Consider the following 14,635-nt stretch of genomic DNA (forward strand, 5'->3'; position numbering starts at 1 on the left):
TGCTTTTATCTCCTTGCCTCTATGTTTTCCATTTCAGAAATGCAGTTTGACGGTATCAGCTCATAAGCTGCCGCCTCTATTTCTGTAAGCGCCTCTTTATACTCAATGTATCCCCACGCCTGCCGTGCTATCTCTGGTACGTTCTGCCGTTCCTCAAAATTTTCTATATGTAAAATCTCGTTTCCCTGCGGCTTTGGAAATGTTCCCAGTGATAACGGGCGTAAAGGGCTGTAATATCTGTGGCTCATTCTCCCGCCCCGCTTTCCTCTTTATGTTCTTGGTAGCCCTCTAAGTATCCTATTGCCTCTACGTCAATGTCCTTGCCGTCCTTACCGTCGTTGTTTATCTGAATTTTGCCGTAGTAGGCATAAATACAGCAGCCGTCATAGTCGTATACTCTTATGCTGCCCTCTGCGGCTGCCTCTGGTGTTTCAATAACCAGCGGCTCTGCCTGCTGCATCTGCGCTGCTACCTGTTCGTCTGTTACTGGCTCGCTGTTCTTTCCTCTGTACCAGATAGCCAGCATAAACAAAATGATTGCCAGCACTCCTGCCGCTATAATGGCTACGCACTGTATCAGTTTCTTAACTGTTTGTCGTTTTCGTTTTCTCATTTCCCGCCTCGCTTTCCTCTATCATTGCAGCCCTGCTACGCCGTTCTATCCCAGTAGCCATAAACGCTATTTTCATATCTCTTTCGTTAAATTCGTCGTAGTCTCCTGTTGGTGCATCTTCTGGGAAAATCTGCTGTGCTTGTATGAAAGCGTCCATAAATGTGCTTAATTCCTCATAAAATACATTTCTATAAAATTCAAACTCTAACTCTATTTCGATTTTCTGCGCTTTCGTGCAATATATGCCGATTTTCTGCCGCCGTCCGTATGGCTTGTATGCTGTTCTGTCAGATTTAGCACCCATGACCTTATACATACACTGCCGCAGCAGTTTTATTTCGTGCTTTCCGTTGTAGGAAAATATCGTATATTCATACTCTTCCTTTTGCAGTTCGTCTAAGGAATTTATACCGTTATCCTTAAGCAGCTTTGCAAGTTTCTTTTGCGCTGTCGTTTTCTCGCCGCCTACGCCCTGCTCTGCCAGTGCTTGCAGCTTTTTAATACGCTGTATTGTTTTTTCGTCCATGTATTGCCCTCTCTTCTGTAGCAAAATAGTAGTCGTCTACTATCATCATTTTTTTACTGAAAAGGCACATAAGCCCCAGCGGTACGGTAATAACCGCTATTGTTATGTCGCCCTCTGTCGCCCATACCGCCAGCACGGTAACTGCCAGCATTGCAAGCCCGTAGGCTTTCTGCTTAATGAAATACCAGCGGCGGGCTTTCTTTGCCTGCTCCCGCTGCCGCCTCTGTTCTTTTTTCTTTCGCATATCTGCTATGGCATCTGCATAGCCTCTCTGGTATGCGTCCTCTACTATCAATGCCTCTGCTGCCATTCTCTGCCTCTCTTCCTTTCGGCGGCGCTCTCTGTCTTTCCATGTGTGCCGCTCTCCTGTTCTGGCGTTTGGTTTTACCGTGCGGGCTGCTTTTCGCATTAAAAAGCAGCTGAAAACCTGTTGACTGTCCACATACTTTCTGGCTGGTATGACCGCCGCTATTTTTCCACGGTATACAGATTGCAGCTATTAGCCTGCTGCCCTCTGCCGCAGGCTCGCCATGCCTGCTACACAATGTGCCGTGTGGGATTTGAACCCACGACTTGCCGCTTATGAAGCGGCTGCTCTAACCGCTGAACTAACGGCACTCGTGGCGGCTGCTGCCGCCTACTCATTAAATAAAAAGCCTTTTTCTATTAAAAACCTTATCCAATCGCAGCCCGTTACGTCGTCCCGCTCAATGAATTTGTAAAAGCTCTCTGCGTCCTCTATTCCGTATTTCTTCAAAATGTTTCTTGCGTTCTTTGCTGCTGGCGTAGTAAAAACATTCTCTGCGTAAAATGTAGCCTCTATAGTCCCGTAGCTGTTCTTTCCTGCTGGTGTTCTCATTTCCACTACGACTACATTCTTTTTGCTTTTTCTTCCTACGCCCTTTCTTATTACTACTGCCTCACTGAATAACCAGCCATTCCAGCCTCTACGCATAGGTGCAAACTGTGTGCGTGGCACTTCTACTAAGTCGCCTGCCTGCAATTTATTAAAATCTACTTTTTTCATGTGTCTTACCTCTCTTTTGTTATTCTTGTTTATAACGCCTGCTGCCCTGCTGCCGCCGTGTAGGTTTTCAGTGTGGCGTTGCAGCGTTTGAACTCCCTATAAATTGTGTCCCTATGCGTTCCCAGTGCCTCTGCAATATCACTTACACTGCTGCCCTGCTTACTCATAGCCTCTATGGTCTGCCTGTCCTCATAATGCAGACGCTTATACTTTCGTTTTGCCATGTTCTATGCTCCTTTCCGTCCTCATTCGCTTTTTATGGTAAAAAAATAAGCGTGTCAGAGTTTTTACACTCTGCACGCTCTTCTTTTCTGCTGTTTCCTATAAAAAAAGAAAATCGGCAGAGGCTTTATAACCTCTTGTCGATTTTCATTCTAAAACTTATCCCGTCCATTTTCAGCACATCAATGGACAAATCTTTCAATAAGCCCAGGGAAGAATAGCCGGAGCCAAAATCATCCAGGGAGCAGAGAAAACCGTTTTGATGCAGTTCCCTTACCATCTCCATCAGGTACTCCTCATGTTCAAAGATAACGGATTCCGTCAGTTCAATCTCAATCAGCCCGTCTGGGATTGCGTATCTGTTTTTAATCTCGGCGTAGGCGTTAATAAAATCCGAATTGTAAAACTGGATTTTCGATACATTGACCGAGATCGGCATTACCCGCTCCCCGCAGTCGAGGCGCTTTCTCAGCCAGCGGCATACCTTTTCAAACACGTAGCGGTCCACTTTTCCGATAAACAGGTTCTTCTCAAGCACGGGAATAAAGAGTCCAGGCGAAAGAAGGCCGTGTCCCGGGACATCCCATCTTACCAGCGCTTCCGCTCCCTCTATCTCTCCGCCCTGTACTCCCACCTTCGGCTGCAGGTAGACCACGAACTCCTCATCGTCCAGCCCCTTCTGCATGCGGGATCTAATGTTCGTTTCTTCTATTAATTTCTGATGAGTTTTCTCATCGTAGAATGCATATTTAGCTCCCGGTGTATTCTTGGCAATCTTCTGGGCAAAGCTTGCACTGTTCACCATAACGGAAGCGTCTGCCTTACCGGGCAGATCCTCCCTGCAGCATATACCGCAGGCCACCGCCATCAGATGATGGTTGGATGCCGCCGCCACGGAGCCGAGGAACTCATCATCGACATCCTTCTGGGCGTTTAAAGCATCCTCTTTCTTTTCATAATGGCGCAGAATAATGAAGCGATCCGCCATCAGCCGGCCCAATGCCTCATTCTCCCCAAGTCTTTCCGTTAAAAGACGCGCATAATTTTTGAGAAGCAGATCGCCGTATTCATATCCAAATACGTCATTCACATATCTGAAGTTTTCGAAATCCACATGCAATACGGCAAATTTATCATCCTCTTCCCGGTTCATAATCCGGTTGGCCTCCGAATAGAATCTCTCCGTATTATAAGCGCCGGTCAGCTCGTCCCTTCCGGCAATGTCTTTCAGCTCCCTGTTCGTATGCTTCAGTTCCAGCAGCCGTTTGATATAGTAGTAGCTTGCTACAGCAGTCGCTGTGCCGCAGACCGCGGCCGCCAGGATAATCAGTTTCGTAATACGGTCCGCAGACTGCCTTGAAAATTCCTCAATGGAGAAAACGGTCTGGTTGGCAATCTCAAACATCTTCTCACTGGACTCCAGAAGCGCCCCGTCCGGCTTCCCTTCCCTTACACCGTCAATGTCCTCCTTGACGGCATTCCACTGCTCTTCCAATACCGCCAGATCCTCCTTATAATCCTTCGATTTGGCGGTGACAAGGCCAAACTGGCCTTTCCCCGTAAGCAGTTCATTCAAAATACTATCTATGTACCCGATCAGGTCATCCGCAGGCTGACCCTTCATCTCCAGCTTTACGGCCCGCTGCGACGCTCCCCGCACAATCCCGACATAATTAATCAGTTTCCCATATTCCCGTATATCCGATATCTTCATGACCGATATCAGGCTGACGGCGACAAGTATCCCACACAGGACGGGAAAAAGCATTTTGGCATGTTTTTTCATCATTATCCCCCTTTGGTATCTTTACTTCCACTCTTTTCCATGACGGCATTCCACCGCCGTCCTTCCATAATTTGGTAATTTTTTGCCATATGGAAACAGGTTGAGCTTAAGTTTTAGGCATTATTACCATTATAACAGTTTTCGGGCAAAAAAACAGACTTTTCCCCCAATTAAGGGAAAAAGTCGTTTTATGTTATCGCTTATTTTTTTCGTTTTCTTTACGCCAGGTACCGTCCCATCAGTTCTTTCATTTTCTCAAAGTCAACAGGCTTTGAAAAATGGGCATCCATTCCGGCGCGCAGAGCCGACCGGACATCCTCCTCAAAGGCATTGGCCGTCATTGCAATGATTGGCACCGACTTCACATCTTCACGCTCAAGGCTGCGGATCGCCCTTGCAGCCTCATAGCCGTCCATGATCGGCATTTGGATATCCATGAGTACCATATTGTAATACCCTTCCGGGGAATTGGATATGGTGTTCACCGCTTCCCGGCCGTTCACAGCCTCCTCTACCGTAATGCCCAGCTCCTCCACCAGCGTCCTGGCAATCTCACGGTTTATTTCATTGTCCTCGACCAGGAGGAGCCGTCTGCCCCTGTAATCCGGCATCTGTTCTCCGGGGGCCGGCTTTTTAAGCGCCTTTCCCCCTCGGATCTCCCCCAGAACATAGCAGAGTTTGGAACGGTAAAAGGGTTTGGACAAGAATGCAGTCACCCCGGCTTCTTTCGCCTCGTTTTCAATCTCGGACCAGTCATAGGCCGTAAGGATAATAACGGGCAGATCGGGCCCGACCGCTTTCCGGATACGCCTCGCCGCCTCCACACCGTCCATATCCGGCATCTTCCAGTCAAGTATCACCAGTTCAAAGGGGTCGGATGTGTCATTGGCCCGGAGGACATGTTGGACCCCGATTGCCCCATCCGTGGCAAACTGTGCCCGCAGGCCCATGCTCCGCAGCAATTCCGCCGCATTTTCACAGGTCTGCCTGTCGTCATCCACAACCAGGCTGCGGACTCCAAGCCATTCCTCCGGAACCTCTTCCTCCCTGGCATCCTGCGGCCGCAGCGGAAAGGTCACGGTGAAACTGGAACCGGCGCCTAACTCACTCTCCACCTGGATATCTCCGTTCATCAAATCCACAATATTCTTGGTAATAGCCATACCAAGGCCCGTTCCCGTCACCCTACCGACGGCCGGATCCTGCATCCGTTCAAAGGGCTGGAAGATCCGTTCCAGGAATTCCCGGTTCATTCCCACTCCCGTATCCGTACAGCGGAACACATAGTTCCGGTAATATTTACCCGGAATGTCCTCCTGCCAGATTTCTACGGTGATGCGGCCTCCCGGCAGGGTATATTTCACTGCATTACTCAGAATATTGATGCATACCTGTCTGACCCGGAGAGGATCGCCGATTACTTTTTCATTCTTGAGAGACATCAGCTGTGTCCTGAATTCGAACTGGTTTTCTCCGACCTGGGACTGGACCAGCTCCACACAGCCGGCCACCAGCTCTGCAAAATTAAAAGGTTCCTCCCTCAGGGATATCTTTCCGCTCTCAATTTTAGACATATCCAGCACATCATTAATCAGGCTTAACAGATGGTTGCTGGAAAGACTGATTTTTCTCAGACATTCCATCACGCGTTCCCGGTCCTCCAGATGGATGGCTGCGATTGCGGCCATCCCCGTAATCGCGTTCATGGGCGTGCGGATATCATGGCTCATATTGGACAGAAACTGGCTTTTCGCACTGCTTGCGGCCCTGGCGCTGTCAAGCGCGCTCTGAAGGGCCAGGCGCTGCTGCTCCTGTTCATATTTCTGTTCGTCGATGCGCCGTGATATCAGGATTGCCAGTTTATCCTTTGAATAGGGATTGTCCACATGGATAATCTGCACGGAGATCCAGTGATACTTCCCGTCCAGCATCTTCTGCCTTGCTTCCAGGAACACCTCTGCCGTTTCTTTCCCCATTCTTTCCCTCAGGACTTCCAGTGAAAAACGCGATTTGAATTCCCGGCTGCTGTCCGGGTGCATCTCGGATGCAAAATCTTCAAAAAGCCGGCTGTATGTTTCCTGTTCTCCCAGGTTCACCATCAGTCCCGGTTTCACATATACAAAATTCAGCGTATCCTGAGTGAGATTCAGCCGTATAATCACCGGATATGCATTGGAGATGGCTCCTACCAGAGTCAGAAGTTCCTGGCGCCGCTCCTGCTTTTCCATCTCCTCGGCCAATTTTTCCTCGGTTATGTCATGGAAGGTTGCAATCAGAACGACCTCCCCTGCTTCATTCCGTGTTTTTTCAATAATTCCGGCGATCCAGAATATCGTTTCATCCGTTCTTATCATGCGGTATTCAAAGGCATTCTTACCTCCGTCCATGACCGTGGATTCACACAGCGCTTCTATCTTTTCATAATCCGCGGGATGGATCACATCCTGAAGGTATTTTCCTTCCGGCGCGTCGTTGGAGGCTCCCTGCGGATATTCCAGGAGACGCAGCCCCTCTTTATTGAGCTGGATAAAGCGGTGCGGCTTCTCCACCGTAATCAGGGCAATCCCCTCCGGAACCGCATTATACAGGTGCCCGATATAATCCGCCTGGCTGCGTAATCTCCGGTTGGTCCTGTTGATATAACGGAAATAGACCAGAACCAGAATGAAAAGCCCCAGGATGATGATGCTCACGAGAACCAGCGTCTGCATCAGGATTGCATGGGTCTGCGCATTCACCGTATCCTGGGGGATAATGGAGATTAAATACCAGTCCGACCCAAGCTTCAGCGGCGTAAAGCTGAACACATTCTTTTCTCCCTGATAGGTAAAGACCGCCCAGCCGGTGCCTGCCTGTTTAAGGGCTGTCCGGAATGTATCCACTTCCTCCGGATTGTTGCGGGAGTCAGACAGCATGTCAAACACATTCTTAATTGTTTTATTGCTGCCCGGATGGGGCGGACGGATCAGTACATCGCCCGCGGCATTCACAATATAAGAAAAGCCCTCATTATTGTAAAAGGACAGGGTAAAGCTGTCAACAATCCCATCCACCTCGTATTCCCTGACCAGGTATGCCTCTGTGCCGTCGTTCAGAACCGTCTTCACGAAGATATCAAAGACATTGACGCCGGTTATGCTGCTGATATGCGGATCGATAATCCCGTTTTCCTTTTCCCCACTCCAAATCTGCCTGCTTACCCCCTCCTCCTGCTGTATCTCCGAAGGGATGCAGGTTCCATCGGGAAGGTACAGAACGACATTCCTGTCTTTGCGGACCGGACTGCTCAGCGCCGTCTCCAGCTCTTTGCGTTGTTCCGGGGAATAAGCACGGCTCGATACAGCCGCAGCCTCCATGCCCTCATATGCTTCCTGCAGCTGCACGCGCAGCGTAGTGCAGCCCTGTGCGGTGCTTTCCATGATTGTATTGATTGACTGGTCCCACAGCTGGTTTTTTACGGCCTGTATGAAAAAAAAGGTCACGGACGCAAGGATGCTGCCAACCAGGACTGCCGTCAGTACAATTTTTTTCTTTATGCTTTTTCCGCTGTCATGCTTCATTGCAGAGTACCCCTTTCCTGCCCGGCCTGCTGATCCATCCATTCCATTGCCTCTTCCACCGTCTCGCCCGACAGAAGCTTCTTCGATACCTCCGCCGTCAGGTTCCAAATCGAAAGATCCAGCAGTCCGTCCGTGCCTATAACAGTCCTGCCCGACTGATAGCAGGAAATCAGCGGGCTGAGCGCATCCACAGAAGAGGGCACGCTGTTCTTCAGCGGGCTGAGGGAGCACTGCTGATCCGCAAACTTCTGTATGTTATCCGGTCTTGTAAAATATTCCACAAATCTGACCGCTGCCTCCGGGTGTTCACTCTCCGCATTTACGCTCAGCCGTGTGTCCGCATTAATTACCGCCAGAGTCCCGTCCGGCAGCACAGGATATGGAAATACCTGAAAATCAAACTTCGGCTCCATCCCTGTAAGCCGTCCTGCCGCCCAGGCTCCTGTGAGCATAAAAGGCGATTCTCCTTTTGCAAACTCGATCAGGTCATCCGACGTTTTCATCGTGTTCCGTGCTTTCTCCCCATCAATATATCCCCTTGCAATAAATGATTCCGCCAGTGAAAAACCCGGTTCAAGATACGTGCTCAGTGATTCCCGGCCGGTGTTTAAGCGTTCGAACACCTCTCTTTGGCGGTTCTCCTGATACACGCTGAAAAAGCCCTGTCCAATTGCAAGCGTTTTTAAGGATATATCATTATTGGCAATCACGGGTGTGATTCCACGTTCCGTAAAACTGCTGCAGACGCTTTCCCACTCACCGAGATTTTCCGGTACGTCCTGCCCGTACTTCTTCAGGAGATCCATGTTACAGTAAAGGCCAAATACCGATACCGAGGTGGGCATCCAGTAAATCTTTCCCTCATCTTCCATCTGTATCAGCATACTGTCCGCATAATTGGAAACCGTGCCGACCCCGGACAGGTCCGCCAGCTGGCCATTTTTCTTAAGTTCCAGCACCATATCATGGTTTACCATGAATACATCGTCACCTTTACCGGCTTTCATCCGCTTACTTAGGGCATCATAGTATTCGGCCCCCTTCAGGCTCTCATAGGACACACGGATATCCGGATTTTCTTTCATAAATCCGGATAATATCTCCTCTATTACCGTGACATTTTCTGTCTCATATTTATTGCCGAAAAAGGTGATTACAACAGGCTCTTCTTCGGCTGTGCCATAATTCACTTCCGAACTGCGGCTCTTACAGCCCGCCAGTAAAAGGAAACTTAATAATAACACCGCACAGCCGCCCCAATTTTTCTTACCTCTCATTCTTTATCCCCCCATCTGGTCAGAAAGACCGGAGAAGCCCAACTCTGTCCATATATGTATCACATTATTTTAACATAGAACAGGTCGATAAGCAATCTTTTATAGCCGGCCGAACCGGCAAAATAGAAAGCCCGGCGTCAGTTTCCCCTGAAATTTGGCCCGGTTATTACAGCGGTTTAATGTAGTAAACTGTCCGCAATCATGGTATACTGGTTACGTTATCAGAAATCGAAAAATGAGGTGAGTACGTGAAAAATGATATGGAACGGTGTCAGGTCGTATATGGTGTTCTAAAGACGCATATTCAATTTGGCGCCTACCGTTTTGGCGACGTTCTCCCTACGATGGAAAACAACACTGAAAACTTCCTGGTATCTCTTGATACCATACGCAGTGCTTATCTCCAGCTGGAACGGGAGGGATATGTCACCCTGTCCCAAAACGTGGGGTCTACGGTAATAAAGGATTACAGCGATCGGGAAATCGAAGAGAATGTCCAGCTTTTCTTTTCTCTTCGAAAGCACGCCCTGATTGATTTAAGTAAATCGCTGCGGCCGCTCTTCACCAATGCCCAATGGCTCGGCCTGAAAAATGCCCCTTCGGAAATTTATGCCAATATGATGGAACTGAAGAAAAACCACGGTCTGCAGCCCTTTATTGCATTTAACCATATTATGCAGGCATACGATTCCCTGGGCAACGACCTGCTCACCCGGCTTCTCTGGCAGGTCTACATGTTTTTTGAAGCCCCCTTTTTATGTGTCCCCAAGAATCCATGGTATGATTTTGCCGTCAACGAATTTTCGCCGTTGTCTTTGGAATACTGCCTTAACCGGGACTGGGATTCACTTCACGGACTAATCCGCCGGACCCAGGACTCTCTGTCCATGTCCTTATGCCGTTTTTATGAGGAGCGGATTACGCTGACGGCACCGGAGGAAATTTCTTTTACATGGAATTCTTATAAAAAGGCATCGCAGATATGCTATTCCCTGGCCATGGATTTGCTGATCGATATCAGCCTCGGCCGCTATCCGGCCAACACCCTGCTGCCCTCCCTGAATAGGCTGTCCAAAGAAAGGAACGTATCCGTCAGCACGGCCCGCCGTACGATCTCCCTTCTCAACGGCATCGGCGCGGTCCAGTCCGTCAAACGGATTGGAACCATGGTTCTTTCGTTTGATGAGACGGCCGTTAACTGCGATTTTTCCAACCCGGTGGTCCGCAGACGTCTTATGGATATGGCACAGAGCCTGCAGATTCTAACCCTGTCCTGCAAAGCAGTCTCCGAGATTACAATTCCGGAATTAAATGCAGCGGAAATACAGAAAGGCAGCGAACAGCTGGCCACAATGGAAACGCGGAGGATGTATCAGCCGATTGCCTACGACGCCCTGGATCTTCTGAGGCAGTTCGCTCCCTGTCAGGCAGTCCGTACCATCTATGGTGAGCTGTTAAAGCAGCTCTTCTGGGGATATGGTCTGCGCAGTATGTGGAAAGACGGTGGCGGACAGACGGACTTTTACATTTCATATTACAAAGCTCTGCTGCAGTCGCTGAAAGAGAAGGATTCCGTCCTCTTTTCCGGAAAGCTGGAAGAACTCATGATTCATGAATTCCGCCTTACAATCTCCAAACTGGTTCAACTGGGAATCGAAGAAGCAAAAGGACTCCTTATCCCGGATCTTTAGCAGAATCATTTGGCCTTATAAATATAGGAAGAGTGTGCCGCCGTTAAACCGTCCCGGCACACTCTTCCTTTTTCATTTCTTTTTTTTAATTCCTCCCTCCTTTCTTCTCCCTCCCTTTTCCTCCCTGCGTGATCTTCCATATTCTCTCTGTTATTCCGGTTTATTTTCATGCCGCTGTTTCAGTTGATATTTATAATCTCCTTTGCTATACCGATAGCAATCAGAATGATTATGAATATAAGCAAAGCAGTATTTTCAGACGTTTGGGAAGATAAACATGATAAAATAACAGATCAGGCCAATTTAAAATTCCAGATGGGGACATCAGTCTCCAGGTGGGAATATTGAAAGACCGTATAGACGAATCTCTCTCCATTGAAGAAATGATCGTCAGTTTTGTTCAGCTGCCGGGGTACACGGCCGGGGATATGGAACGCTGTTTCCGGATAAACGCGGCTCCCTTAAGTGGTGCAGCCCGTATGTTTTCTTTTGTTAAATGCAGACGAATACCTGCCAAAGTCCCGTTACCGTACCCACCTGCACAGAACTTCCAGAAGACGCTCGTTCTCGTTCGGTTTTGCCAGTGATTCATACGAAGGCAATGCTTATGTCAGTGATATCGATACTTACGAGCTTTTGTACCTGAATCAGACTTCCTGCGGGGTTCTCGGCATGCTTGCGCCGAAAGCGGTGGGCCGTAAATGTTATGAGGTAATCCAGGGGCGTACCTCCCCCTGCCCCTTCTGCACCAACGATAAATTGTGTAAGGAAGAATTTTATAACTGGGAATTTTATAATCCCACCCTGGGACGGACATTTATGATCCGTAATCTGGAAATCGACTGGGAAGGACACCGGGCGCGTCTTGAACTCTCCCATGATGCGTTCAGCGCAGAGTTCAAGCTGGCAAAAAAGGACCAGGAGCGGGATGCGCTGATTAACAGCGTCCATGGCGGATTCGCGCGTGTGGACGCCAGAGATATGAGAACGATCCTCTGGTACGGCGGCGGTTTTCTGGATTTAATCGGTTATACAAAGGAGGAGTTTGAACAGGAACTCCATTCCCAGTGTACCTATGTGCATCCGGACGACATTGCAGAGATAACCGATATCATGGATCATTCAAGGGTGAGCAATACGCCTACAGCCGCAGAGGGACGTATCGTCACATTTCATGGAGACATCAAAATACTTGCGCTGTCGTTCAGCTTTGTCAGCGCCGAAGACAGTTGGGACGGCATCCCCTCCTATTACAGCGTGGGCCTTGACGTGACCAGGGAACGGATGGAACAGGCGCGGCAGAGACAGGTTCTCGAGGACGCCTGTAAGACAGCCCAGATTGCCAGTGACGCCAAGACCAACTTCCTGTCCTCCATGTCCCATGATATCCGTACGCCTATGAACGCCATCATAAGCATGTCGGTCATCGCACAGTCAAACTTAAACTCCCCGGAGAAAATACAGGACTGCCTTACAAAAATCAACACGGCCAGCCGCCATCTGCTGAATCTGATTAACGAGGTCCTGGATATGTCCAAAATTGAAAGCGGAAAGATCGATTTGACGTCAGAAGATGTCTCGCTTCCGAAGCTGATTGAAGATGTGATGGATGTGTTCCGTCCCCTGGTCGCAGAAAAGCATCAGACACTGCAGGTAAATGCCAACCGGGTCCGCCATGAAAAAGTTGTGACGGACGGAGGACGTCTGCAGCAGGTACTTGTAAATCTGCTTTCCAACGCTATAAAATATACACCCGAAGGCGGAACCATCAAGCTGCGTATCCAGGAGACCCCCTCCTTTGCAAAGGGGAAGGGACAGTACTCCTTCGTCGTCACCGACTCCGGAATCGGGATGCATGAGGATTTTATCTCCCATCTTTTTGAACCCTTCTCCCGGGCGGACGACGCCAGAATCAATAATATCCAGGGTACCGGCCTCGGCATGGCAATTACACAGAATATCGTCCGCATGATGAACGGCACCATCGAAGTGAAAAGCACTCCGGGAAAGGGCAGCCAGTTTGTCGTTGCCGTCACCTTCGATTTGAGCGAAGAGCCGGAAAACGATGACGCCGAGCTGGCCGGGCTGCCGGTTTTGATCGTGGATGATGACCGGATTATCTGTGAAAGCGTCTCAGAGATTCTGAATGAACTGGGCATGCAGTGCAGCTGGGTACTGTCCGGGCGTGAGGCCGTCAGCCGTGTCGCTGCGGCCCATGAAGCTTCGGATGATTTCTTTGCCGTGATCCTGGACTGGATCATGCCGGACATCGACGGTTTGGAGACATTAAAGCTGATTCGGAAAAAAGTCGGCACGGATACACCGGTTATCATTATTTCCGCCTATGACTTTTCCGAAATTGAGGAGCAGTTCCGTGCGGCAGGCGCGGATGCCTTCATCACCAAGCCGCTGTTTAAGTCAAAGATGGTACACACCTTCCATAAATTCTGCAGAATCGACCGTTCCGATACCCGGGGCGCCCTGCGTGAGCGGGCGGATGCCGCTTTAGCCGGTAAGAAGCTTCTGCTGGCAGAGGATAATGAGCTCAACCGCGAAATCGCAGTCGAGCTGCTTGAAACACACGGTTTTCTGATTGATACGGCGGAAAACGGCTTAACCGCGGTCAATCGGTTTGAAGCCTCCGCCCCCGGAGAATATGCCGGTATTCTGATGGATATTCAAATGCCTGTGATGGACGGATATAAGGCAACGCAGACAATCCGCGCCCTGAAGCGCGGGGACGCCTCTGCCGTTCCTATTCTTGCCCTGACGGCCAATGCATTTGCATCCGATATCGGAAAGGCCCACAGCGCGGGAATGAATGACCATATCGCAAAGCCGATTGATATCGGAATACTCATGGAGACCCTGCGGCGGTGGATTATATAGCGCTTTCATTTATCCTCCGCTATTTTTCAATGGACTGATTCAAGCCGTCAATTCTCAGGTTATTATAAATCCTGCTTTTGGCGGCTTTTTCCCTGGTCAGATGTAAATTTGCCGCATTGTTTTTCCGGTTATTTCCACGTAAACAAGGCCTGTAGGATATAAACCCTACAGGCCTTGACTTCGCTTTTCTTGCTCAGCAGAAAATTAGTCTTCTACTTTGATGATCTCTTTTTTATTGTAAGAGCCACAAGCTTTGCATACTCTGTGAGGCATCATTAATGCGCCACATTTGCTGCACTTTACTAAGTTTGGAGCGCTCATCTTCCAGTTAGCCCTGCGGCTGTCTCTTCTTGCTTTGGAAGATTTGTTCTTTGGACAGATAGACATGGTTACACCTCCTTAAATTGATTAAAAATCTCCTGGATAACTGACATCCGTGGATCGAGCGACCTAGTGTCACAGGTACAAGTCTCGTGATTGAGATTTGTTCCACATCTATTGCAAATCCCTTTGCAGTCTTCGCTGCACAGGACTCTCATAGGCAAGCTCAGTAGCAGTTCGTTACAAACCAACTGGTCTACATCCAGACTATAACCGCTTAAATACGGCTCTTCATCCAAACTGTCTTCCTGTTCCTCCCCCTTGCCGAGATCAAGCTCCCGATCAAATGTAAGTTCACAGACAAAAGATACAGGCTCAAGGCATCTGGCACAGGGTGCCTCCACGGTAACGGAAAGTTGTCCCGACATCGTGAATTTCTTGCCGCCGATATTCGCTATCTCAAGTTCAAATGGTTCCGCCTTCAAAATCGTATAAACATCGCCGCTGAATTTGATGGAAGCAAGTTCGAATGATACCGTATAAACCTTTCTTTTCCCTTCACAGGTAAAAAGTTCAGATAAATTTATCAGCATACTAATCTCCTAATACGCACTATGATATTATACATAGCGGTTTCTTGTTTGTCAATGCTTATTTTGTATATTATTCCAAATTTTCGACAAATTTTATACCACATCTGCCGCTCTTCTCAAAGCCGGGTTC

The 14,635-nt window shown here is 48.9% G+C and carries 13 protein-coding genes and 1 tRNA gene; 2 read left to right on the top strand and 12 right to left on the bottom strand.

Annotated features, from left to right (window positions below; genetic code table 11):
- Positions 1-5: 5 nt before the first annotated feature.
- From V3C10_13270 to V3C10_13315, 10 genes are all read right to left on the bottom strand, one after another.
- Positions 6-248 carry a hypothetical protein gene (locus V3C10_13270; GenBank protein ID WVP60291.1) on the bottom strand — a complete coding sequence of 81 codons (243 nt, stop codon included), beginning with the start codon at positions 246-248 and terminating at the stop codon, positions 6-8.
- Positions 245-613 (bottom strand): hypothetical protein, encoded by a 369-nt coding sequence (locus V3C10_13275; GenBank protein WVP60292.1) that lies wholly within the window; start codon positions 611-613, stop codon positions 245-247. Before V3C10_13275 ends, V3C10_13270 begins: the two co-directional genes overlap by 4 nt.
- Positions 585-1,139, bottom strand: coding sequence for a hypothetical protein (locus tag V3C10_13280; protein WVP60293.1), 555 nt, complete (start codon positions 1,137-1,139; stop codon positions 585-587). Before V3C10_13280 ends, V3C10_13275 begins: the two co-directional genes overlap by 29 nt.
- Positions 1,111-1,449, bottom strand: coding sequence for a hypothetical protein (locus tag V3C10_13285; GenBank protein ID WVP60294.1), 339 nt, complete (start codon positions 1,447-1,449; stop codon positions 1,111-1,113). Before V3C10_13285 ends, V3C10_13280 begins: the two co-directional genes overlap by 29 nt.
- 235 nt (positions 1,450-1,684) lie before the next feature.
- Positions 1,685-1,757, bottom strand: a tRNA-Met gene (locus tag V3C10_13290).
- Between the two features lie 19 nt (positions 1,758-1,776).
- Positions 1,777-2,166: a hypothetical protein gene (locus V3C10_13295; GenBank protein ID WVP60295.1), complete on the bottom strand. Its 390-nt coding sequence runs from the start codon at positions 2,164-2,166 to the stop codon at positions 1,777-1,779.
- 29 nt (positions 2,167-2,195) lie between these two features.
- Complete coding sequence (locus tag V3C10_13300; protein WVP60296.1) at positions 2,196-2,390, bottom strand: helix-turn-helix domain-containing protein; 195 nt, start codon at positions 2,388-2,390, stop codon at positions 2,196-2,198.
- 125 nt (positions 2,391-2,515) lie between these two features.
- Positions 2,516-4,177: an EAL domain-containing protein gene (locus tag V3C10_13305; protein WVP60297.1), complete on the bottom strand. Its 1,662-nt coding sequence runs from the start codon at positions 4,175-4,177 to the stop codon at positions 2,516-2,518.
- A gap of 215 nt (positions 4,178-4,392) precedes the next feature.
- Entirely contained in the window at positions 4,393-7,734 is a 3,342-nt protein-coding gene (locus V3C10_13310; GenBank protein WVP64626.1) for a response regulator, read from the bottom strand.
- Positions 7,731-9,011: an ABC transporter substrate-binding protein gene (locus tag V3C10_13315; protein WVP60298.1), complete on the bottom strand. Its 1,281-nt coding sequence runs from the start codon at positions 9,009-9,011 to the stop codon at positions 7,731-7,733. The genes V3C10_13310 and V3C10_13315 overlap by 4 nt, the downstream gene beginning before the upstream one ends.
- Before the next feature lie 248 nt (positions 9,012-9,259).
- Here V3C10_13315 and V3C10_13320 point away from each other — a divergent pair, with 248 nt between their 5' ends.
- On the top strand, positions 9,260-10,702 hold the full coding sequence (locus tag V3C10_13320; GenBank protein WVP60299.1) for a GntR family transcriptional regulator: 1,443 nt from the start codon (positions 9,260-9,262) through the stop codon (positions 10,700-10,702).
- Positions 10,703-11,239: 537 nt separating this feature from the next.
- Complete coding sequence (locus V3C10_13325) at positions 11,240-13,591, top strand: response regulator (GenBank protein WVP64627.1); 2,352 nt, start codon at positions 11,240-11,242, stop codon at positions 13,589-13,591.
- Between the two features lie 204 nt (positions 13,592-13,795).
- Here V3C10_13325 and rpmF read toward each other — a convergent pair whose 3' ends face one another.
- Positions 13,796-13,978: a 50S ribosomal protein L32 gene (gene rpmF / locus V3C10_13330; protein WVP60300.1), complete on the bottom strand. Its 183-nt coding sequence runs from the start codon at positions 13,976-13,978 to the stop codon at positions 13,796-13,798.
- A gap of 2 nt (positions 13,979-13,980) precedes the next feature.
- Complete coding sequence (locus V3C10_13335; GenBank protein ID WVP60301.1) at positions 13,981-14,505, bottom strand: DUF177 domain-containing protein; 525 nt, start codon at positions 14,503-14,505, stop codon at positions 13,981-13,983.
- Between the last annotated feature and the right edge of the window lie 130 nt (positions 14,506-14,635).

It is taken from the genome of [Clostridium] symbiosum, from assembly GCA_036419695.1.
In the GTDB taxonomy this organism is placed as follows: domain Bacteria; phylum Bacillota; class Clostridia; order Lachnospirales; family Lachnospiraceae; genus Otoolea; species Otoolea symbiosa_A.